The following is a 20749-nucleotide window of genomic DNA, read 5'->3' as shown; positions in this document are numbered from 1 at the left end:
GCCACATTCGGCCCGCCTGCTTGTCTGGGGTTATTGTACACCATGGCCGCTTTGGGGGCAAGCATCGCTTTCCTTCTGATCGGTGGTTTTTTCCAGTTCCACCCAGTCTCCCTGGCTTTTCAGCCACATATCTAGGCCGTTGCCGCTGAATACCTCAGCTTCAGCGATGGGGTATCCCCGGGCATCGCGCCCCACCACCCGGCTGGTGGGCAGCCGATCCAGCACCGCCTCCAGATTGGGGCCGGTATAGACAAACCGAACCTTTTCCAGTTTTCCGCCATACATGAACTGGATGCGCTTGCGCATCTCACCTTCCTGAAAACGGTTTTTATAAGGTACCCGAAAATGCTCGTCGGTCACCTGAAAATGAGTGATTCGGTCGATGCGATAAATGGTAGGGCTTTTGTCCTGAGGGTTTTCAAAATGCTCCTGCCGATCGATGCCCCGGATAAAAGCCGCCAGATAAAAATAATACTCACTGAACAGAATTCCCACCGGTTCCACCACCCGGTCACAGAGGATTCCGTCCATTTTCCGGTAGCGAATATGCAGCACCCGCTGCTCCTTCACCGCGGTTCCCAACTGCCAGAGAGACTCAATAAACCGGCAGCCATGGTGCGGCTCCACATAGTGGAATCTCTCGTTGCGAATCAGTGCCTCCACCTGCTGCAGCTGCGCAGCCGGTGTGCAGCCCTGGATGAGCTTATCCAGAATAGGGAACATCTCTTCCTTCACCATGGAGCGGCTTTCCAGCAGAATTTTACACACCGCCAGCACCTCACTGTTGGTCAGGGTGGAGGTCTGCTGCCGGGTAAGGCGATATCCCCGGGCGCCCGGATCATACAGCACCTCCCGGCCATCCCGCCCTTCCGCAAAAAAGGCTTTCAGATCATCCAGATCACGCTGAATGCTTTTTTCTGTCACCCCGAAACGGGCAGCCCACTCCTTTTTATTGATCACCCTGCCGCCCAGCAACTCCTGCTGCAAAGCCAGCAGACGGTGCTGTTTCCTGGCAATCTCTGTATCGCGCACGCCATTCCCTCCAAAATCAAATAAAAACGGTTATGGTTAACCCTTTCAGTATACCCTTTGTCTTAATACTTTTCAATACAGTTCACACTATCAATACTAATTTGAACACCGGTTTCAAATACACTAAAGTAAAGAAAACACAATCAAAAACTACAACCAAGGGAGAGGACCATGGCAGAAAGCAAAACAATTGCACGGCAGGTGGGCGCCCGCATCCGCCAACTGCGCACGGACCAGGGAATGAGCCTGGAAAAACTTGCACTGGAATGCGGCATGAACCCGGCCTTTCTCGGCCATGTGGAACGCGGCCTGCGCTGCCCCACTGTATACACCCTCGCCCGTGTCTGCACCGGGCTTGGAATCAGCCTGGCCGAGCTGTTTCTGGCCGCTCCGGAACAGGAAAACGGCAATGCCGCGGCCATTCAACACGTGACCGACCGAATGCGAACGCTTACTCCACAGCAGGCTCAGGCTGTCGCCCGTCTGGTGGATGACGCACTGGAACTGATCGTCCCCTGAAGGCCCCTTTTTCTTACATGCTACGCTTCTGCATGGACACACCATTGTCCATATTATACTCCAACTGATCGAAAAAAGAAAAAGCGCGGATGCTGCTCTTCACAGAGCACACATCCGCGCCTTTTTTCATTCACACAGCAGTTTGGCCAGTTGATACCACAGGCGCTCTCTGCAGCAGCGCCCCCGCCGCCCCGCCGACACCGTAAATGTGGGCACCTGCCGGCCCAGAAAGTCCTCCGCCGTCTGCTGCAACAGCGCTTCCCGATTTTCCTGCCGGCCAAGTTGTCGATTCTCCAGCCGGGTGCAGAATTCAATCTGCACCGCCAGAACCGGAACATTCTGCAGCCGTCCAGCCGTACCATCACAGCCCCTGTTCCAGGCCTCCCGGGCTCGAAGCCTGCCGCCTCTTCCGGCGCATGCCAACAGAATTGCGCAGCCTTTTCCAGCGGACTTCTGCCCCGGTTCAAGGAACCCGTTGTGCGGATTTTCGTGTTCATCCGATGAACAAAGCCAGATCCGCCAGTTGCCCAGCCGGCAGCTGCTCTGTCTTCGGGCAGGCCGCGTTCCCAAAGCACGAAGCATCTGACATTGGAGCTTTCGGGAGGCTCCCAGCAAAAAAATTTCTGCCGGCTGCTCAAAGCCCTGTGCAGCCCGGCGACGACACTCCTGTTTTTCCGTTTCGGTCATTCCGGTATGGTGAAGCCAGCGCTCAAAACAGCGCATCATCCATTCGGCATTCCCGGTGTCACAGCCATCAGCACCAGCCGCAGGGTATCCGATTGTTCCAGATTGAACGCAGTTCCCCACAGTACATCCAGTTCTCCGGTTCGTTTCACAGTTCCGTGCCACAGTTCCACCACCTCTTCCAACCGGCAGTCCGCACTGGATCCAATGCTCACCACCAAAGCCCCTTCCCGAGGCATTTGCCAGCCCTGACAAGCCAGACTTCGCGCCAGATTGCGGTTTTTCCCGCTGCCGCTGGCCTGCACCATTGCCAGCCTGGCCCGTGAAGCCTCCTGAAGCGTCTGCACCAGGGTTTCCCGATCCAGTGTTGTGGTCAGACTGGGCGTACAGAACAATTCCCGCAATGCTTCCAGCTCATCTTCCGCGCTCAATTCGCTTTGCAGAATTACACATCCACGGGTGGGCAGCATCCGGGCATTTTTCAGCCTGCCCGGATTCCAGAGCACCAGAATTCCCCGCTGTCTTGCCCAGTCAGCCAGTTCTGACACTTCTCTGTATGATTCGGCTGATGAGTTCAGATAAAGAATATCTGCTCCGGCCAGCTCTTCCCCCATGAATTCTCTGTTCCGGGTGCCGTTGTCCCTCGTCTTTTCCAGCTGCACCGCCAAAAGCCGAAGGGGCCGGTTGCGTTGCCCTGCCCAGATGTCCCCCATAGCCATTCTCCCCCTTGATTTCCTTTCTTTACCAGTATAACGGCCATGATGGACAGGGCCCTGTCCATATTCTTCCATTTTTTAAAAAATTGCGCCATTTGTATTGATTTCCTTTTCCGCCCCATTGTCACATCCATCCCCCGGCAGTGGTCGGGCAAAGGAACAGTAAATTTCCACTCCGCCGTCCTCTGCCACTGTAATCTTTCGGATCAGTCTGCCCAATACCGCCCGGTTCGGACGCTTCAACTCCAGCAGATCCTCGGCCCGCTTCCGCATCTCCTCCAAATCCGGCCCTGTTTTTTGTTTGGTCTGCCTCTGCAAGAGGCAGCGCAGGCCCTCTTCCTTTTTCCGCAGCCGGGCGGAAACTATGGCATATTCCCCTGCATCGATCAGTCCTTCCAGCCGATCCGCATAAGCCTGACGGCGCTGGGCTGCCAGGCGATCCAGCTTTTGCTGCAAACGCTCCGGGGCCGTTTGGTCGAAAGAAAGGTCGACGCACAGACGGCGGGCAAGCTGTTCCGAAGCCGCGGCACACTGCATAAGCGGCCGCAGCCGTTCCAGCACCAGCTGCTCCAGCCTGTCCTCCCGAATACGGTGGGCACTGCACTGCCCTGAATTCCGGGCATAAGTACCACAGATAAAATAGCAGTAGCCTCCCACCCGGTGGGGATACATTCGCCCTCCGCAGTCGGCGCAAACAACCAGCCCACTGAGCGCGTGCTCCCCTGTCCGGCTCGCATAGCGCCGCCGCCCCAGCAGCGCCTGCGCCTGCCGGAACTCCTCTTCGCTCACCAGCGGCGGGTGGGTATTCTCGCATACCATCCACTGCCCGGGCGGTACCGGGCGGCGGGTGTGAACCTTGTAGCTGGTCATCTCGGTCACATGCTGGGTCAGTGCTCCCCGGTAGGTGGGCAGGGTCAGGATGCGCCGCAGGGTGGCAGTACTCCATGCTCCGCCCTCCCGGCCCGCCCGGCGGGCAGCGGGAGACGGTATCCCCTGCTGTTCCAGCGTGCGGGCGATCTGCCCCAGCGTCTGCCCCGCCAGAAACGAATGATAGATGCGGCGCACCACCGGGGCGGTTTCCTCATCCGGCAAAAGGCGATATTTGTCCGCCGGGTCGATGCGGTAGCCATAGGGGGCCTGCCCGCCCAGAAATTTGCCCTCCCGTTGCAGCGTGCGTTTTGCCCGCAGCACCTTGGCGCTGCAATCCTTGGCATACAGCTCGTTGAGCAGAAATTTAAACACGCTGGGGTCCAGGCTCTCCCGGCTCATTTTTCCGGTGTCGTAGCCGTCGTTCACCGCAATGTAGCGCACACCCAACCGCTGAAAGGTCTCCTCCACCAGTGTGAGCGCCTGGCCGCAGTTGCGCCCCAGCCGGGAAAGGTCGGTGGTGGCAAAGCAGCGAATGCGGCCGCTTTTCAATTGAGCCATCAACCGCTGAAATCCGGGGCGCTCAAAGTCGGTGCCGGTATAACCGTCGTCCTGAAACTCCGCCACCACCCGGAATCCGTTTTCCTCCGCCCACCGGTGCAGATAGGTGCGCTGATTGGCGATGGAGCCGCTTTCCGCCCCCTCCCCGTCCGCCGAGCTGAGCCGCAGATAGAGAGCGATGGGGGTCGTCATTGCGTCCCGTTCCATCCGTCCTCCTGCCAGAAAGCAGCGTCCTGTTCCAGAATCTGCCGCAGCAGCTCCTCCAGCGGCGGCCCTCCCTCTTCAAAAGCAACCGTTATCCGCGGTGTTCCCTTCAATGTTCATTCCCTCTTTCCGGCCCGCAGCGGACCTTTGCTGCCATTCTATGCCGGGGCATCGGGGAGCTATGCGGTCTTTTTGCCAAAATAACCGCCGGACCCATCCGGTCGGCGGTGTAAAACTCGCTTTTCTTTGGTTCGGCAGGCAGATCGATGCCGGTGGCCTCCTGCAACCCGAAGGCGGCGAAATAATCGCAGAAGGCCTCCTTGCCCAACCGCTGGCCAATCTGAATGAAGCTCTGGTTGCAGCTGTTCTGCAGGGCCTGAGCCAGATTCTGCACCCCATGCTGCTTGTGGTTGGCACAGTGAAAATGAACCCCTGCCACCCCGTAGGACTCACCGCAGAAAAAGCTGTCGCTGGTGGTGGCCACGCCTGCGTCCAGCGCGGCGGCACAGGTGATGAGCTTGAACACCGAACCGGGCTCGTAAAGGTCACTCACCGCCTTGTTTCGCCACTGGGTCTGCTGAGCCAGGGTGAGGGCCTGGGTTCGCTCCTCGCCGGTAAGGGCATCCACCTGGGCGCGCACGGTTTCATCCTGAATCACCCGGGGTTCGTTGGGGTCGTAGTCCGGCTTGGTGGCAATGGCCAGAATGCGGCCGGTATCCACCTCCATCACAATGCCCACCCCGCGGGCGGTGACGCTGTGCTCCTTCACCGCCGTGGAGAGATAGTTTTCCAGATAATGCTGGACATTCACATCCACCGTGAGCTGCAGGCTGTTGCCCTGCACCGGCTGAATGTAGGTATCGTAATCGGTGGGCATGTCGTAACCCCAGGCATTTTTTGCGCTGAGCACCCGGCCGTCCTGCCCGGTGAGCAGGCTGTTGTATTCCAGCTCCAGCCCGGCCACACCCTGATTGTCCACGTTGGTGAAGCCCAGCAGGCTGGCGGCAAAATCCCCCTCCGGGTACCAGCGCCTGGTATCCTGCAAAATGAGGATGCCCTGCCAGTCGTTTTCCAGGCAGGCTTCACGCACCGCGTCGGCGGTGGCCTGATCCACCCGGCGCTTGAGCAGCGCGTCGTTGCTTTTGCGCTGGCCCAGTTTTTCCAGCACATCCGTTTCGTCCAGCTCCAGAATCCGGGCCAGTGCGGCGGATGCCTCGGCCACATCCTCATCCGCCATCTCCCGGGGCACTGCCCGGATGGTCCAGCAGCTGGCAGACACCGCAAGCGGAGTTCCGTTTGCGTCCAGAATATCCCCCCGTGGCGCGGGAACCACACTGTCCCGCAGCTGTTGGCCCGCCGCCCGCTGGGCATAAAAATCGTATTCATGGATTTGCAGATACCAGAGCCGCCCCACCAGCGTGGAAAAGCACACAGCCACAAAAAAACCGGCCGCCAGCCGGGTGCGAAGTCTCATTCCCCGGTTCTGGGCGGCCTGTGGTGTTTGTTTTTGCAAAAAAATCGCCCCCCTTCGCTCATTTATATGAGCCGAAGAGGGGCAGTCATGTGTTTTTAGCGATTGCGGGCACGCTGCCGTGCCACCAGTGTGGAGCAAATTCCGAACGGCGCTGCCAGAATGCTCAAGAAAACAGCACCCACTGCATAATCCAGTGCAGCATCCTGCGCACCGTGCAGCCCCCAGGTAACAGCCATCACAAAGAACCAGAGCACCGGGATGAGTACCAGACCCACGCCCCACAGGCCCATGATCCGCCGGCTGGGCCGGGGCTGGTTCCAGTCGATGTTCACCCCCTGCATACTGCACCAGCAAAGGGCGATCAGCAGCAGGGTGGCCCAGATAAAGCTGCCCCGTACAAGCTGAGCCAGAAGGCCGACTGTCAGAAGCAGCGTGGCAATCCGCCATCCATTTTTGGGCCGCGTTGCGGCAACTGCCTGCCGGGCCGGATTTTCCTCCGGCTTCGGCTGCTGGTAAATCGGCTTTCGCTCCTGTTTCCCGTTTTCCTGCTGTGCCTGCTCCGGCACGGGGGCCGGGCCGTTGCGCCAGGCCAGCTCCTCATGGGTAAGCGGACGATCGGGTTCGTTTTTCTGCTTTGGCGCAGGCTGTGCCGGGGCGGCGTCCACCGCCGCGAAGTCAAACTGCTGGCCCTCCTCCTGCTCGCCCTGCCCCAACTGGATGATTCTGCCCGCCCGGCGCTGGGCCCGACTGGCATACTGCTCCACCGCCTGCTGTTCGGCGGCGCGGCGGGCGGCACGGGCCGCCTTTGCAGCGGCACGGCGGGCCTCGGCGCTGTCTGCCTTTGCAGCGGCGGGGGCGGCGGGCACCGGGGCACTTTCCGGCTCCATTACCGCCATATTCACGCCCTGACGGGCGGCGCGCATGGCGGCGGTGAAGGCCTTATGCAGGGCATCAAAGCCCTCCGGATCCTCCTCCGGGTGACAGGTGCGTGTTTTCTGCGCATAGGCGTGCCGGATGGCTGCCTTATCGGTGGTGGGCGCAATGCCCAAAACCTCCCAGATGCTCATAGCGTTTCGTCCTCATCCTCGTCCGGTTCATCGTCCGGATCGTCAAAGCCGGAAAAATCCAGCCCTTCCAGCGAGAGGCCGGCCTCCAGCCGGTCCAGCAGGTCCTTAATGCGGGCACGGGCCCGCAGGATACGCCCGTTCTCCTGGCTGGCCAGTGCCTCGCCGAACAGCTGCACCGCCTGGCCGATGATCTGGCGCTCTTCGCCCAGAGCCTCCTGCCACAGGCGCTCGCCCTTGGCCAGCAGCAGACGGTTCTCCTGCTGATCGCGGGGATGGATTTTCAGCCCCTCCAGCTCCTTCAAACGGCGGCGGGCCTGCTCCTCGGTCAGGCCGCTGCCCTGCCCCACCAGCACGGTGCTGATGGTGCGGCCGGTGGTCAGGCTGGTGGCCTCCACCTCCAGAATGCCGTTGATGTCGTAGGTAAAGCGCACATCCGCACCCTCCTTGCCCGCCGGGGCGGCAGGCACTGGAAGATCCAGCTCGCCCAGCTTCTGGTTCTCACGACAGTACATCTCCTCGCCCTGAAACACCTGAATGCGCAGCCGGGTCTGACCCTCGCTTGTGGTGTAGTACCGCTCCACCTTGCTGGTGGGCAGGGCGCTGTTGCGCTCGATAATGGGGCTCATAAGCAGGTTGTCCTCATCCGCCGGGTTGTACACACCCACGCCCAGGGTAAAGGGGCAGATATCGGTGAGAACCAGCTCCTTCACCTCGGTGCGGCGCTCCTTCATGGCGGCGTACATGCCCGCGCCCAGAGCAACCACAGTGTCCGGGCTGCCGGGATTGGCCAGCTTCTGGCCCAGCAGGTGGTTTAAGTACTGGCGCACCACCGGCATTTTGCAGCTGCCGCCCACCGGCACCACCGCCTGCAGCTCACTGGGGGAAAGGCCGCTGTCCTTCAGCGCACGCAAAAGCGGGGTGCGCATGCGGCTGAACAGGGTCTGCGCCTGCTGAATCAGCATCTGGCCGGTGAGAGCCATGGAGCCCTTCAGCCCATCCAGCTCCAGCACCATCATGGCCACGGGGGCCTGGGTCAGGGTCTGCTTGCACTGCTCGGCCTGCCGCAGCAGAATTGCCCGCTGGCGGGGCTGCAGCGCCTGATAGTCGATGCCGTTTTTCTGGCAGTACATGTGGGCGATGGCCGCGTCGAAATCGTTGCCGCCCAGGGCGTTGTCGCCGCTGACGGCCAGAATATTCACCACGTTTTCAAAGCAGTCCACCACCGAAACATCCAGCGTACCGCCACCGAAGTCATAGACCAGAAAGGCCGCGTCGCCCTTTTCCGGGTCGTAGCAGGCCAGGGCGGCGGCGCTGGGCTCGTTGATGAGCCGGTCCACCGTCAGGCCGGCCAGCTGGCCCGCCCGCTTGGTGGCGGCCCGCTGGGCATGGTTGAAGTAGGCGGGCACGCTGACCACCGCTTCGGTGACCGGCTCGCCCAGAAAGGCCTCGGCGTCCTGCTTGAGCTGACGCAGCACCAGCGCGGAAAGCTCCTCCGGGCTGTATTCCCGCCCGGCCAGGGTGAACACCCGGTCGGTGCCCATGCTGCGCTTGAACGCGGTGGCGCTGCGCTCCGGGTGGCTGACCAGCCGCTCCCGAGCGGGCGCACCCACCAGCACAGTGCCATCCTCATCGATGCTCACCGCGCTGGGGGTCAAAGTCTCGCCGTAGGCGTTGGGGATCAGCTGGCTGCGGCCGTCCTTCCAGACGGCGGCCAGACTGTTGGTGGTTCCAAGGTCAATGCCAAGAATGGCCATAGGTCGTTTCACTGCCTTCTTTCGATAGAATGGCCGGGGCTGCTTTTGTTGGCAAAGCCGCCCCGGCGTGGCCGCCCATCCGGGCGGCAGGGGTCATTTCAGCCCGATCTGGGCCGCGTATTCCAGAATCAGCTCCCGCTCCAGGAAGGGAGTCTTTTTGCCCATCCGGTCCCGGTAGGTCTCATGGCCCTTACCGATCACCGCGATCAGGTCGCCCTTCTGGGCGTGATCCAGCGCGTAGTGCAGCGCGTCCAATCGATCCGGAATCTCCACATAGGGCACGTCCGGGTTGCCCTGGGCAATGCCGATCTTGATGTCCTTGATGATCTGATCCACCGATTCAAAGCGGTTGTTGTCCTCGGTAAGAATCAGGAAATCCGCCTTGCGGCTGGCCACCTCACCCATGCCATAGCGGCGCAGACGGCTGCGGTCGCCGCCGCAGCCGAACAGCACCACCAGCCGCTTGGGCTCGTAGGCCCGCAGGGTGGTGAGCAGGCTCTCGGCGCCGGCCTCGTTGTGGGCAAAATCGATCAGCACGGTGAAGTCCTTGCTCACCGGCACCAGCTCCACCCGGCCCTTGACCGAGATGTTCATCAGTCCGTCGTGGATGGCGTCGTGGGGAACGCCCAGCACACGGCCCACCGCAATGGCGGCCAGGCTGTTGTAGACGCTGAACTCGCCGGGCATGTTCACCTTCACATCCATATCCTCCCGGCCGGACACATGGAACCGGATGCCCAGGAAGTTCTCCTCCCGCAGCAGATGCAGCTCGCTGGCCCGGAAGTCGGCCTCGCGGTGCATGCCATAGGTGACCAGCTTACAGGTGTGGCCCGCCAGCAGGGTGCTGCAGTTCTTGTCGTCCACATTCACCACGCCCACGTCGCACCGGCGGAACAGCTGGCCCTTCCAGGCCCGGTATTCCTCAAAACTGGCGTGCTCGCCGGGGCCGCCGATGTGATCCGGATACAGGTTGGTGAATACACCCACCTTGAAGTGGATGCCGGTGACCCGGTCCATCATCAGGCCCTGGCTGGAAACCTCCATCACCACGCTGTCGCAGCCGGCAGCCAGCATCTCGCTGAACATCTTCTGCAGCTCGTAGCTTTCCGGGGTGGTGTTGACCAGAGCCCGGTTCACGCCGGGATAGGCCACACCGTTGGTGCCGATAATGCCGCACTTGTGACCGCCCGCGTTCATCACGGAATGGATCATGTGTGCGGTGGTGGTCTTGCCCTTGGTGCCGGTCACACCGATGGTGATCAGCTTTTCCGCAGGCCGGCCGAAATAATTGCAGGACAGCAGCGCCAGCGCCCGGCGGCTGCTTTCCACCTGCACCACCGTCACGCCCTGGGGCACCTCGTCCAGCTTGTGCTCGATCACCAGCACCGAAGCGCCCTGACCGGCCACATCCATGGCATAGTCGTGGCTGTCCCGGTTGGTGCCCACAATGCACACGAAGGCCCAGCCGGGCTGTACCTTACGGGAGTCGTAGGCAATATCCACCACCTCGGTGTCCAGGCTGCCCTGCACCAGTGTGTAGTCCAGCCCATTGAGCAGTTCTTGTAATTTCATGGTCAAATGCCCCCTCTGCTTGATTTGGGATCGATGCGCAGCGAGCGCGCCCGGTTCGGGCAGGCCCCTGCTTTTATGTATGCGCCCGGCGGCGCGGCCTTGCCAATTCTGCTGCCGGGGCGATGCTGTGCTCAGCGCTTCACAAAATATTCCTCGTACCAGGTCAGGAACATGAACACGCACCAGATCTGACGCCAGTTGTCCCGCTTTTCGCTCATGTGCTGATCCAGCATTTTGGTCAGCTCGCGGGTGTTGAAGAACTTTTCGGCGGATTCGCTCTGGAATTTTTCCCGCACGATGGCCGCGTATTTTTCCTCCCGCAGCCAGGCACGCACCGGCACCGGGAAGCCCAGCTTCTTTTTGTCGGCGGTCTTTTCCGGAATGCTCCGGGCCGCCGCGCCGCGCAGAGCCATCTTGGTGTGCTCCGCGTCCGCCCGGCACTCCACCGGGATGTGGCGCGCCACCTCAAAGACCTCCTTGTCCAGGAAGGGCACCCGCAGCTCCAGGCTGTTGGCCATGCTCATTTTGTCCGCCTTCAGCAGAATATCGCCTACCATCCACAGGTGCAGGTCGGTGTATTGCATCCGGGTCACCGGGTCCTGCCCGGCGGTCTTTTTGAAATACGGTCTGGAAAGATCGGTCGGTTTTTTGCCGCCGGTATAGTGTTTCAGCAGCTGTTTTTTCCGCCGCTCGCCCATCAGGTTGGTGTTGCCGATGTAACGCTCTTCCAGCGGGCGGGAGCGCCGTACCAGGAAATTCACGCCGTGCACCGGGGGCAGCTGTTCCGCCACCGCGCCGATGGCCCGCCGGATGGGCAGGGGGATATGGTCGTACCAGGAGACGGTGAAAGGCTCCTTGTAGATGTTGTAGCCGCCAAAGAACTCGTCCGCACCCTCGCCGGACAGGCAGACCTTTACCTGCTTGGCCGCTTCCCGGTTCACAAAATAGAGGGCCACGCTGGCGGCATCCGCCAGAGGCTCGTCCATGTGGTACTGGATGCGGGGCAGATTCTCCCAGTATTCCTCCGGCTCGATGCGGTAAGCGTAGTTCTTCACGCCCATGAATTTGCTGAACTCGGCAGCGTAGTCGGTTTCGTCGTACTGCTTGTTGGCAAAGCCCACGGTGAAGGTCTTGTCCACATGGGCAAGGTAGGCCATGTAGCTGGAGTCCACGCCGGAGGACAGGAAGGAGCCCACCTCCACGTCGCTGATCTTGTGGGCGGCCACGCTCTGGCGCATGACCTCTTCCACCCGGCTTTCCCAGTCGGAAAGGCTCTTGCCTTCCTCCGGCTCAAAGCGGGGCTCCCAGTAGCGCTTCACATCCACCTGACCGGCCTTCCACAGCAGACTGTGGGCGGGCAGCAGCTTTTTCACGCCTTTGAAGAAGGTGTCCTCCCCCGGGGAATACTGATAGCTGAGATACAGCTCCAGCTGGCTCTGGTTCAGCTCCTTTTTGAAGCCGGGATGGGCCAAAAAACTCTTGATCTCGCTGCCGAAGAGCAGCTCGCCCTCATCGGTGAGATAGTAGTAGAAGGGCTTGATGCCGAAGTGGTCACGGGCACAGAACAGGGTCTGCTCGGCCTCGTTCCAAATGGCAAAGGCGAACATACCCCGCAGCTTCGCCAGCATGCCCTCTCCCCACTCCTCGTAGCCGTGGAGCAGAACCTCGGTGTCTGAATGGTCGGTGGAGAAGGTGTGACCTGCTTCCACCAGCTGGGCACGCAGCTCCATGAAATTGTAAATCTCGCCGTTGAATACCACGGCCAGATTTTTATTCTCGTTGAACATGGGCTGGGCGCCGCCCGCAAGGTCGATGATGGACAGCCGCCGGTGGCCCAGCGCCACCCCGCTGCCGAAATAGCTGCCCTCGCCGTCCGGCCCGCGGTGGGCAATGGCATCCGTCATTGCTTTCAAAATCGCTTCACGCCCGGCGCGCATGCCGGTAAAGCCAACAATTCCACACATGATGTGATAGTCCTTTCCCTCATACGGGCACAGTTGCCCAATTATTCTTTTATTATACTACATCAATGGCCGGTTTAAAAGCATTGCTTTTGTTTGACAATCCATAAAGAAAAGAAGTAAAATAGAAGGGCTTATGAGCAATACTGATAAGATGAAAAAAATTTGGAAAGTTCAGGTGAAACAAAAACCTATGGAACAGATCCTTCCCGTGCTGCTGGGCAGCGACGCCAACGTTTACGGCATGGCCCGCAGCTTCTATATGGAATACGGTGTGACCAGCCTTGCCATCGGCAAGGGTGCGCTGGCCGCCACCGCCAATTCCAAGCTGGTGAAGATGGCCGTGGTGGAGCTCAATCTGGAGGATGACGCGGTGTTCGTCAAGACTCTGCAGGACTTTGCCGCCGCCCACACCGGCCGTACGCTGGTGCTGGTGAGCTGCGGCGACAACTACACCGGCCTGATGGCCCGCAACCGCTCCGCGCTGGAGGGCCTTTACAGGTTCGCCTGCCCCACCCCCGAACTGGTGGAGCAGCTGGATACCAAGGAGTATTTCTACAAGGCCTGCGAGGCCCACGGCCTTGCCTACCCCAAGACCTTCGGCTGCACCAACCAGAACTGGAAAACCGTGGAGATTCCCTTCGAGTTCCCCTGCATCATCAAGGCCAGCAACAGCGTGGCCTACTGGAACTGCCGTTTCCCCCACAAAAAGAAGGTGTTCGTGGCCTACAACCGGGAGGAATACGAGGCCATCTGCGCGGCCATCTACTCCTCCAGCTATCAGGACAATCTGGTGCTGCAGGAATACATTCCCGGCGACGACAACTGCATGCGGGTGCTGAACTGCTACTCCGGCCGGGATCATAAGGTTCACCTGATGGCGCTGGGCCGCCCCCTGCTGGAGGAACAGACTCCCGAGGGCATCGGCAACTACGCGGCCATCATGTCCATTAAAGACGAGGAGCTGATGGGCCGGATGAAGGCCTTCCTGGAGGACGTGGGCTGGGAGGGCTTCTCCAACTTCGACATGAAGTACGATTCCCGCGATGGCCAGTACAAGCTGTTCGAGATGAACCCCCGTCAGGGCCGGTCCAGCTTCTTTGTGACCGCCAGCGGCTACAACCTGGCCAAGTGGCTGGTGGAGGACGTGGTGGAGAACAAGCCCCAGGGCCTGACCATCGCCGACACCCGGCATCTGTGGATGATCGCCCCCGTCGGCATCATCAGGAAGTACCTGAAGGACCAGAAGCTGCTGGCCGAGGTGCGCAAGCTGATGAAGGAGGGCAAGGTAAGCCACCAGCTGTTCTGCAAGGAGGACTTTACCCTCAAGCGGGCCATCTGGTACGCCAAGAACCAGCTGAACAATTACCGCAAATACAAACGCTATTTCGGCAACAAGAGCCTGCGTGACTGACCGGGCGGAAAGGAAGGCACTATGTGCGGATTTGTGGGCTTTGCCAGTGCAAAGCATGACGCCGAACAGGCGAAACAGACCATCAAGCAGATGGCAGACCTGATCGCCCACCGCGGGCCGGATGGCGAGGGCTTTTATGTGGACGAGCAGGTGGCTCTGGGGCATCGGCGGCTGTCCATCATCGACCTGGAGGGCGGCAGCCAGCCCATGTTCAACGAGGACGGCAGCGTCGTCATCGTGTTCAACGGCGAGATCTACAACTTCATGGAGCTGCGTGCCCAGCTGGAAGCCGCCGGGCATACCTTTGCCACCCATTCCGACACCGAGGTTCTGATCCACGGCTACGAGGAATGGGGCAGCGGCCTGCCCGCCAAGCTGCGGGGTATGTTCGCCTTTATCCTGTGGGACAAAAAGAACGAAACCCTGTTCGGCGCACGGGATATCTTCGGCATCAAGCCCTATTATTATTACAATGAAGGCGGCCACTTTATTTTCGGCAGCGAGATCAAGGGCTTTCTGCCCCATCCCGGCTTCAAGAAGGAGCTGAACGAGGAGCGGCTGCCGGAGTATCTTTCCATCGAATACATTCCCAACGAGGAAACCATGTTCAAGGGCGTGTACAAGCTGCCCGGCGCTCACATGTTCACCTGGAAAAAGGGCGAACTGAAGGTGGAGCGGTATTACGACATCCGCTACCATGTGGACGAGTCCAAGAGCATGGAGGACTGGGAAAAGGCCATCACCGAAACCTTTGCCGAGAGCGTGAAGGTTCACCAGATTGCGGACGTGGAGGTGGGCTGCTTCCTCTCCTCCGGCGTGGATTCCAGCTTTGTGGTGAATGAAGTGGCCAAGGGCACCCCCAAGGTAAAGAGCTTCAGCGTAGGCTATGAGGAGGAAAAGTACTCCGAGCTGCCCTATGCCCAGGCCTTCAGCAAGGAGATCGGCGTGCCCAGCATCGCCAACAAGGTGAGCGCCGACGAGTTCTTCGAGGCCAACAAGACCATCCAGTGGTATCTGGATGAGCCCATGCCCAACCCCAGCGAGGTGCCGCTGTATTTCCTGACCAAAAACGCCGCCCGTTATGTGAAGGTGGTGCTGTCCGGCGAGGGCGCCGACGAGCTGTTCGGCGGCTATCCGCTGTATTGCGCGGCCCATCACTTTGAGGAGTACGAACACAAGACCCCCCGTTTTCTGCGCAAGGCCGCGGGCGCGGTGGCCGGTGTTCTGCCGGACTTCAAGGGCAGGAACTTTTTGATGCGTGGCGCAAAGGAGCCCTGGCAGCGGTGCATGCGTGCGAACTATGTGTTCGCCACCCCCGCCGAGCGGGACAAATATCTGAAAAAGCAGTACCACAAAAAGACCCCCGAGGAGTTCTTCAAGCCCTACTTTGACGCTTCGGCCGGTCTGGATGAGCCCACCCAGCTGCAGTGGGTGGACATCCACACCTGGATGCTCTACGACATTCTGCTGAAGGCCGACCGAATGAGCATGGCCAACAGCCTGGAGCTGCGGGTGCCCTTCCTGGACAAGGAGATGCTGGAGCTGGCGCTCTCCATTCCCGCCCAATACCGGTCCAGCAAGACCGAGACCAAGATCGCGCTGCGCCGTGCAGCCCTCAAGCAGCTGCCGGAGAGCGTGGCCAAGCGCAAGAAGCTGGGCTTCCCGGTGCCGCTGAACGACTGGCTGCGGCAGGATAAATACTATGCCATGGTGCGTGAGAAGTTCGAGGGCGAGGTGGCCGAAAAGTTCTTCAATGTACCCGAGCTGCTGCGCCTGCTGGACGAGCACAAGAGCGGCAAGAACGGCGGCATGACCCAGATCTGGAGCTTCTACAGCTTCATTCTGTGGTATGAGCAGTTCTTCGTGCTGCGCTGATTGTTTTCCATTTCAATCAAACAAAAAATCCCCGGGGAGCGCTCCCCGGGGATTTTTCTATCTTGTTTTACAGCCGTTCACGGCTACCTTTGAACTCAGGCCAGGATGGGCTTGAGGGCGGCGGCCAGGGCATCCTTCTGGGCCTGGGCCTCTTCCACATTCTTGCCCAGAGTGGTGAAATAGGTCTTGATCTTGGGCTCGGTGCCGGAGGGACGAACCACCACGGTGGCGCCGCCTTCCAGCGCGTAGATCAGCACATTGGCTGCGGGCAGGTCGATGGCCTCGGTCTTGCCGGTGGCCAGCTCAGTGCGGGTGCGGGCCTGGTAGTCGGACACGGTGACCACCTTGTAGCCGGCAAACTCCGTCGGGGGCTCCTGACGCAGCTTCTGCATGATGCCGGCCATCTTGTCCATGCCGGACAGGCCGGGGAACTCGTAGCTGTCCACCTTGTTCAGGTAGCGGCCGTATTCCGCATAGATGCGGTCCAGCTCTTCCTTGATGGAGGAACCGATGCTGCGGTAGTAGGCAGCCATCTCGCAGATCAGCATGCTGCCGATAACGGCGTCCTTATCGCGCACATAGCTGCCTGACAGATAGCCGTAGCTCTCCTCGAAGCCGAAGATGAACCGCTCCACCTGACCGGCGGCTTCCAGGCGGGCAATCTGGTCGCCGATCCACTTGAAGCCGGTGAGCACGTTGCGGCACTCCACGCCGTAATGGGCGGCAACCACGTCCGCCAGCGGGGTGGACACGATGCTCTTGACCATAACGGGATCCTTGGGCATGGTGCCGTTCTCGATGCGGGCCTTGCAGATGTAGTCCAGCAGCAGAACACCCACCTCGTTGCCACTCAGCAGCTCATAGCTGCCGTCCTTGCAGCGCACGGCGATGCCCACGCGGTCGGCGTCCGGGTCGGTGGCCAGCATCAGGTCCGCGCCGGACTTCTCGGCCAGCTCCAGACCCAGGCGCAGCGCCTCGAAGATCTCCGGGTTGGGATAGGGGCAGGTGGGGAAGTTGCCGTCCGGGTCCTTCTGCTCGGGCACGATGGTGATATCGGTGATGCCGATGTCGCCCAGAACGCGGGTCACCGGAACCAGGCCGCTGCCGTTCAGCGGGCTGTAAACCAGCTTCAGGCCGGCAGTCTTGCACAGGCCGGGGCGCACGCTGCGGCTCTCGATGGCCTGATACAGGGCCTCGTAGCAATCCTCGCCCACATACTCGATCAAGCCGGCGGCCATGCCCTCTTCAAAGGACATGGTCCTGGCGCCGCTGAGCACGTCGGTCTTCTGAATCTCGGCGTAGACCACATCGGCAGCCTCGTCGGTCATCTGGCAGCCGTCCGGGCCATAAGCCTTGTAACCGTTGTATTTGGCAGGGTTGTGACTGGCGGTAACCATGATGCCCGCATTGCAGTTATAATAACGGGTGGCAAAGCTGAGTGCGGGAACAGGCATCAGAGCCTTATAGATGCGTACCTTTACGCCGTTGGCGGCCAGCACCTCGGCAGCAGCTTTCGCAAACACATCGCTCTTGATGCGGCTGTCGTAGCTGATGGCCACAGTCTGGGTGCCGCCCTGGGTCTTGACCCAGTTGGCCAGGCCCTGGGTGGCCTGACGAACCACATACACATTCATCCGGTTGGTGCCCGCGCCGATCACGCCGCGCAAACCGGCGGTACCGAACTTCAGCGACACGGCGAACCGGTCCTTAATGGCCTCGTCGTCATCCTTTACGCTTTCCAGCTCGGGCTTCAGATCCGGGTCATCCAGATCGAACGCCAGCCAGCGCTCGTACTCATTTTTATACATTGCACACACCTGCTTTTTGTTTATTTCGACACCTTTTGTACAAAGTATCTATCAACATTATTCTAATAGAGTCTGTTCGAAATGTCAATCGAACCGTTTCTTTTTGTGAAAGAGAACAAGTTCAGCACTTTAAAATGCTGCATTCTTCACAGAAGCTGTGCCTTGTGCATTTCTCCTGCTGGAAGTATACTAGAAAGGAACTGAAAATTTTGAAAAAATGGAGCGTGTGGCATGTTTGCAAAAGTGAACAGCTTTGGCGTGCGGGGCCTGGCAGGCTTTGCCGTCACAGCGGAAGCGGATATCAGCGGCGGGCTGCCCCAGCTTTCCATCGTGGGCCTGCCGGACAGTGCGGTCAAGGAAGCGGCGGACCGGGTGCGCAGCGCGGTAAAGAATCTGGGGTTTGCCTGGCCTACCAGCCGGATCACCGTGAATCTGGCCCCGGCGGACGTGCGCAAGACCGGCCCCCTTTACGATCTGCCGGTATTTCTTGCTCTCCTGTGTGCCGCCGGGCAGCTGCCTGCCCCCGGGACCCATCAGGCCTTTATCGGCGAACTCTCGCTGGACGGCATGCTGCGGCCGGTGCAGGGCATTCTGCCCATGGCGCTGGCGGCGGCGGAATGCGGCGTGACCGAGCTGTTCGTTCCCGCCGAAAACGCAGCAGAAGCCGCCACCGCTGAAGGAGTAACCGTTTACGGGGCCCACACCGCCCGGCAGGTGGCGGATCATCTGCGGGGCGAAGCACAGCTGACCGCCGCGGACTGCCCGCCTTTTCTGGGGCAGACGCATACCGAAGGTCTGGATTTTTCCGACGTGCGCGGCCAGCTGATGGCCCGGCGCGCACTGGAAATTGCAGCCGCAGGCGGGCACAACGTGCTGCTCATCGGCCCGCCGGGCACCGGCAAATCCATGCTGGCCCGCCGTATGCCGGGCATCCTGCCTCCCCTCACCCGGCCGGAGGCAGTGGAGTGCACCAAGATCTATTCGGTGGCCGGGCTGCTGCCCGGGGGCAGCGGTCTTTTGACCCAGCGACCCTTCCGCAGCCCTCACCACAGCGTGAGCGCCCCGGCTCTGGCAGGCGGCGGAGCCCAGATCCGCCCCGGCGAGGTGAGCCTCGCCCATAACGGGGTGCTGTTTCTGGATGAACTGCCGGAATTCCAGCGGGATGCGCTGGAGGTGCTGCGCCAGCCGCTGGAGGACGGCGTGGTTACCATAAGCCGGGCCTCCGGCAGTGCCACCTACCCCAGCCGCTTTGTATTGATTGCCGCCATGAATCCCTGCAAATGTGGCTATTTCGGCCATCCCACCCGGCCCTGCACCTGCCCGCCCAGTGCAGTGGAGCGGTACCGCCAGCGGATTTCCGGCCCGCTGCTGGACCGGATTGATCTGCATGTGGACGTAAGCCCCGTGGCCTACGATGAGCTGAGCGCCGAGGAGCCAGGCGAGTGCAGCGCCGCCATTCTGGAACGGGTGCTTGCCGCCCGGGCCATCCAGCAAAGCCGCTTTGAAACCACCGGTGTTCTGTGCAACGCCCATCTGCCCAGCCGGGCCCTGCGTCAGGTGTGCCGGTTGGACGACGCGGCCGCTGCCACCCTGCGGGCCGCCTTTGACCGGCTGGGGCTTTCCGCCCGGGCGCACGACCGCATTTTAAAAGTAAGCCGCACCATTGCGGATCTTGCGGGCAGCAAAACTATTGGGGCAGTACATGTGGCCGAGGCGCTGCAATACCGCAGTCTGGATCGGAAATACTGGTACGACAGATAAAGCTGGCACGCCGAAAGCTTCCGGCGAAAGAAGGAGAACGTATGAAAAACACCACTCTCTGCTACATCGAACAGGACGACAGCTACCTGATGCTCCACCGGGTAAAGAAACATCAGGATCCCAACGCCGGCAAGTGGATCGGCGTTGGCGGCAAATTTGAGGATGGCGAAAGCCCGGACGAATGCCTTGTGCGGGAGGTACGGGAGGAAACCGGCCTGACCCTCACCCATTGGCGCTGCCGGGGCATCGTGACCTTTGTGTCCGACGAGTGGCCCACCGAATACATGCACCTGTTCACCGCGGACGGCTTCGAAGGCCGGCTCATCGATTGTAACGAAGGAGAGCTTGCCTGGATAAAGAAAGCGCAGGTGCCCGCGCTGAACCTGTGGGAGGGCGACCGGATTTTTCTGGAGCTGCTGGCCCGGGAAGAGCCCTTTTTCCTGCTCAAGCTCAGCTATCAGGGCGACCGGCTTGCCGGTGCAGTGCTGAATGGACAGGCTCTGGAGTTGTGAATTGATTAACTAAAACAGGTTGTTGTATAAGATATCGAAAACTTTTCAATGTTTTGTTTTATTTTTATTGACTTTTAACACAAAAGGTACCATAATGAAGGTAACAGGTCCCCCGCACATTATTTGGAAAGGTGGTTGCTTTCATTTATGAGCGTTGAGAAATCTTATTTTGATAAAATCGCAGAATATGGCCAGCTGGTTATCATTTCCGGCCCCAGCGGCGTAGGCAAGAGCACCGTCATCACCAACTACATCGCAGAGCATCCCAATGCCTGCAAATGTGTTTCCGTGACCACCCGTCCCCCCCGGGCGGATGAGGAAGATGGTGAGGATCATTACTTCGTAACCCATCAGGAATTCGAACAGCTGATCCGTTCCCAGCAGCTGCTGGAGTATGTATACCGGGGCCAGAACGGTTACGGCACCCCCAAGAACGCGGTGGAAAAGCTGCGCCGGGCCGGCCGCAATGTGATTCTGGACGTGGACGTGGTGGGCGCCACCAAGATCCGCACCCTCTGCCCGGACGCCACCCTGATCTTCATCATGCCCCCCTCCTGGGAGGAGCTGGAGCGCCGCCTGCGGGCAGATTCCACCAAGACTGAGGAAAAGATCCGCAATGAGCTGGAAACTGCGCAGGAAGAGGTTCTGTGCGCCGGTCAGTATGATTACATTCTGATCAACGATACCGTGGAAAAGACCGTTCGCCGCCTGGGCCAGATCATCCATGGCAACCGCTACAGCCGCAACAGCATGCGCACCTTCCTGGAAAGCTACATTGAAAGCGAGCTGACGCCTCAGTCCGACCTGGCGGATGAGATTCTGTCCATCCATCGGGACTGATCACCAAACAGTTTTTCCCTGAAATAAAGCAAACAAAAGGGGCTGTTGCAAAATAGCCTAAAATGAAAAAAATGAGATAGACTTCCCCGAAAGGGTTGCCTATCTCATTTTTTGTTGTAGTCTGAAAC

17 protein-coding genes are annotated in these 20749 nt (G+C 60.1%); 6 read left to right on the top strand and 11 right to left on the bottom strand.

Features of this window, described 5'->3' with window-relative positions:
* Positions 1 to 30: 30 nt before the first annotated feature.
* A complete protein-coding gene (locus EDD77_RS15490) occupies positions 31 to 1032 on the bottom strand; it encodes a helix-turn-helix transcriptional regulator (RefSeq protein ID WP_058967119.1) in 1002 nt (333 codons plus the stop codon).
* A gap of 171 nt (positions 1033 to 1203) precedes the next feature.
* Here EDD77_RS15490 and EDD77_RS15485 point away from each other — a divergent pair, with 171 nt between their 5' ends.
* Entirely contained in the window at positions 1204 to 1551 is a 348-nt protein-coding gene (locus EDD77_RS15485) for a helix-turn-helix domain-containing protein (protein ID WP_058967120.1), read from the top strand.
* 126 nt (positions 1552 to 1677) lie between these two features.
* Here the strand turns inward: EDD77_RS15485 and EDD77_RS15480 are convergent, their stop codons facing one another.
* The 9 genes from EDD77_RS15480 to asnB (EDD77_RS15445) all read right to left on the bottom strand — a co-directional run bounded on the left by EDD77_RS15480 (position 1678) and on the right by asnB (EDD77_RS15445) (position 12414).
* Positions 1678 to 1974: a hypothetical protein gene (locus EDD77_RS15480; protein WP_132587439.1), complete on the bottom strand. Its 297-nt coding sequence runs from the start codon at positions 1972 to 1974 to the stop codon at positions 1678 to 1680.
* A gap of 299 nt (positions 1975 to 2273) precedes the next feature.
* On the bottom strand, positions 2274 to 2948 hold the full coding sequence (locus EDD77_RS15475; RefSeq protein ID WP_058967122.1) for a hypothetical protein: 675 nt from the start codon (positions 2946 to 2948) through the stop codon (positions 2274 to 2276).
* A gap of 81 nt (positions 2949 to 3029) precedes the next feature.
* On the bottom strand, positions 3030 to 4586 hold the full coding sequence (locus tag EDD77_RS15470; RefSeq protein WP_082669695.1) for a recombinase family protein: 1557 nt from the start codon (positions 4584 to 4586) through the stop codon (positions 3030 to 3032).
* Positions 4568 to 4696, bottom strand: coding sequence for a hypothetical protein (locus EDD77_RS18710; protein ID WP_278318816.1), 129 nt, complete (start codon positions 4694 to 4696; stop codon positions 4568 to 4570). The genes EDD77_RS15470 and EDD77_RS18710 overlap by 19 nt, the downstream gene beginning before the upstream one ends.
* On the bottom strand, positions 4693 to 6096 hold the full coding sequence (locus EDD77_RS15465) for a peptidoglycan D,D-transpeptidase FtsI family protein (protein WP_058967124.1): 1404 nt from the start codon (positions 6094 to 6096) through the stop codon (positions 4693 to 4695). Before EDD77_RS15465 ends, EDD77_RS18710 begins: the two co-directional genes overlap by 4 nt.
* Before the next feature lie 56 nt (positions 6097 to 6152).
* The gene (locus EDD77_RS15460; RefSeq protein WP_132587438.1) at positions 6153 to 7124 is read right to left on the bottom strand and encodes a J domain-containing protein; all 972 of its coding nucleotides are present in this window, start codon (positions 7122 to 7124) and stop codon (positions 6153 to 6155) included.
* Entirely contained in the window at positions 7121 to 8890 is a 1770-nt protein-coding gene (locus EDD77_RS15455; RefSeq protein ID WP_132587437.1) for an Hsp70 family protein, read from the bottom strand. The genes EDD77_RS15460 and EDD77_RS15455 overlap by 4 nt, the downstream gene beginning before the upstream one ends.
* Before the next feature lie 81 nt (positions 8891 to 8971).
* Positions 8972 to 10450, bottom strand: coding sequence for a UDP-N-acetylmuramoyl-L-alanyl-D-glutamate--2,6-diaminopimelate ligase (locus EDD77_RS15450; RefSeq protein WP_058967127.1), 1479 nt, complete (start codon positions 10448 to 10450; stop codon positions 8972 to 8974).
* Between the two features lie 131 nt (positions 10451 to 10581).
* The gene (gene asnB, locus EDD77_RS15445) at positions 10582 to 12414 is read right to left on the bottom strand and encodes an asparagine synthase (glutamine-hydrolyzing) (protein ID WP_058967128.1); all 1833 of its coding nucleotides are present in this window, start codon (positions 12412 to 12414) and stop codon (positions 10582 to 10584) included.
* 190 nt (positions 12415 to 12604) lie between these two features.
* On the opposite strand from asnB (EDD77_RS15445), the gene EDD77_RS15440 reads away from it, so the two are divergent.
* Entirely contained in the window at positions 12605 to 13825 is a 1221-nt protein-coding gene (locus EDD77_RS15440; protein WP_058967239.1) for a carboxylate--amine ligase, read from the top strand.
* A gap of 21 nt (positions 13826 to 13846) precedes the next feature.
* Positions 13847 to 15700: an asparagine synthase (glutamine-hydrolyzing) gene (gene asnB, locus EDD77_RS15435; RefSeq protein ID WP_058967129.1), complete on the top strand. Its 1854-nt coding sequence runs from the start codon at positions 13847 to 13849 to the stop codon at positions 15698 to 15700.
* Between the two features lie 95 nt (positions 15701 to 15795).
* Here asnB (EDD77_RS15435) and EDD77_RS15430 read toward each other — a convergent pair whose 3' ends face one another.
* Positions 15796 to 17508, bottom strand: coding sequence for a phospho-sugar mutase (locus tag EDD77_RS15430; RefSeq protein ID WP_058967130.1), 1713 nt, complete (start codon positions 17506 to 17508; stop codon positions 15796 to 15798).
* Between the two features lie 231 nt (positions 17509 to 17739).
* Between EDD77_RS15430 and EDD77_RS15425 the strand changes: the two genes are divergently transcribed.
* The 3 genes from EDD77_RS15425 to gmk all read left to right on the top strand — a co-directional run bounded on the left by EDD77_RS15425 (position 17740) and on the right by gmk (position 20621).
* The gene (locus EDD77_RS15425) at positions 17740 to 19269 is read left to right on the top strand and encodes a YifB family Mg chelatase-like AAA ATPase (RefSeq protein ID WP_058967131.1); all 1530 of its coding nucleotides are present in this window, start codon (positions 17740 to 17742) and stop codon (positions 19267 to 19269) included.
* 41 nt (positions 19270 to 19310) lie between these two features.
* On the top strand, positions 19311 to 19781 hold the full coding sequence (locus EDD77_RS15420; protein ID WP_058967132.1) for an NUDIX hydrolase: 471 nt from the start codon (positions 19311 to 19313) through the stop codon (positions 19779 to 19781).
* A gap of 147 nt (positions 19782 to 19928) precedes the next feature.
* Positions 19929 to 20621: a guanylate kinase gene (gmk, locus tag EDD77_RS15415; protein WP_058967133.1), complete on the top strand. Its 693-nt coding sequence runs from the start codon at positions 19929 to 19931 to the stop codon at positions 20619 to 20621.
* Positions 20622 to 20749: the final 128 nt, after the last annotated feature.

Source organism: Allofournierella massiliensis (genome assembly GCF_004345265.1).
GTDB lineage: Bacteria > Bacillota > Clostridia > Oscillospirales > Ruminococcaceae > Allofournierella > Allofournierella massiliensis.
The sequence above is the reverse complement of the archived record's forward strand: the minus strand, read 5'-3'. Positions and strand labels throughout refer to the sequence as shown.

Excerpts from the sequence above, each read along its gene's own strand:
- asnB (WP_058967129.1), top strand. The coding sequence starts at position 13,847 with ATGTGCGGATTTGTGGGCTTTGCCAGTGCAAAGCATGACGCCGAACAG.
- EDD77_RS15475 (WP_058967122.1), bottom strand. The coding sequence starts at position 2,948 with ATGGGGGACATCTGGGCAGGGCAACGCAACCGGCCCCTTCGGCTTTTG.
- EDD77_RS15485 (WP_058967120.1), top strand. The coding sequence starts at position 1,204 with ATGGCAGAAAGCAAAACAATTGCACGGCAGGTGGGCGCCCGCATCCGC.
- EDD77_RS15425 (WP_058967131.1), top strand. The coding sequence starts at position 17,740 with ATGTTTGCAAAAGTGAACAGCTTTGGCGTGCGGGGCCTGGCAGGCTTT.
- gmk (WP_058967133.1), top strand. The coding sequence starts at position 19,929 with ATGAGCGTTGAGAAATCTTATTTTGATAAAATCGCAGAATATGGCCAG.
- EDD77_RS15450 (WP_058967127.1), bottom strand. The coding sequence starts at position 10,450 with ATGAAATTACAAGAACTGCTCAATGGGCTGGACTACACACTGGTGCAG.
- EDD77_RS15460 (WP_132587438.1), bottom strand. The coding sequence starts at position 7,124 with ATGAGCATCTGGGAGGTTTTGGGCATTGCGCCCACCACCGATAAGGCA.
- EDD77_RS15440 (WP_058967239.1), top strand. The coding sequence starts at position 12,605 with ATGGAACAGATCCTTCCCGTGCTGCTGGGCAGCGACGCCAACGTTTAC.
- EDD77_RS15420 (WP_058967132.1), top strand. The coding sequence starts at position 19,311 with ATGAAAAACACCACTCTCTGCTACATCGAACAGGACGACAGCTACCTG.
- asnB (WP_058967128.1), bottom strand. The coding sequence starts at position 12,414 with ATGTGTGGAATTGTTGGCTTTACCGGCATGCGCGCCGGGCGTGAAGCG.
- EDD77_RS15470 (WP_082669695.1), bottom strand. The coding sequence starts at position 4,586 with ATGGAACGGGACGCAATGACGACCCCCATCGCTCTCTATCTGCGGCTC.
- EDD77_RS15430 (WP_058967130.1), bottom strand. The coding sequence starts at position 17,508 with ATGTATAAAAATGAGTACGAGCGCTGGCTGGCGTTCGATCTGGATGAC.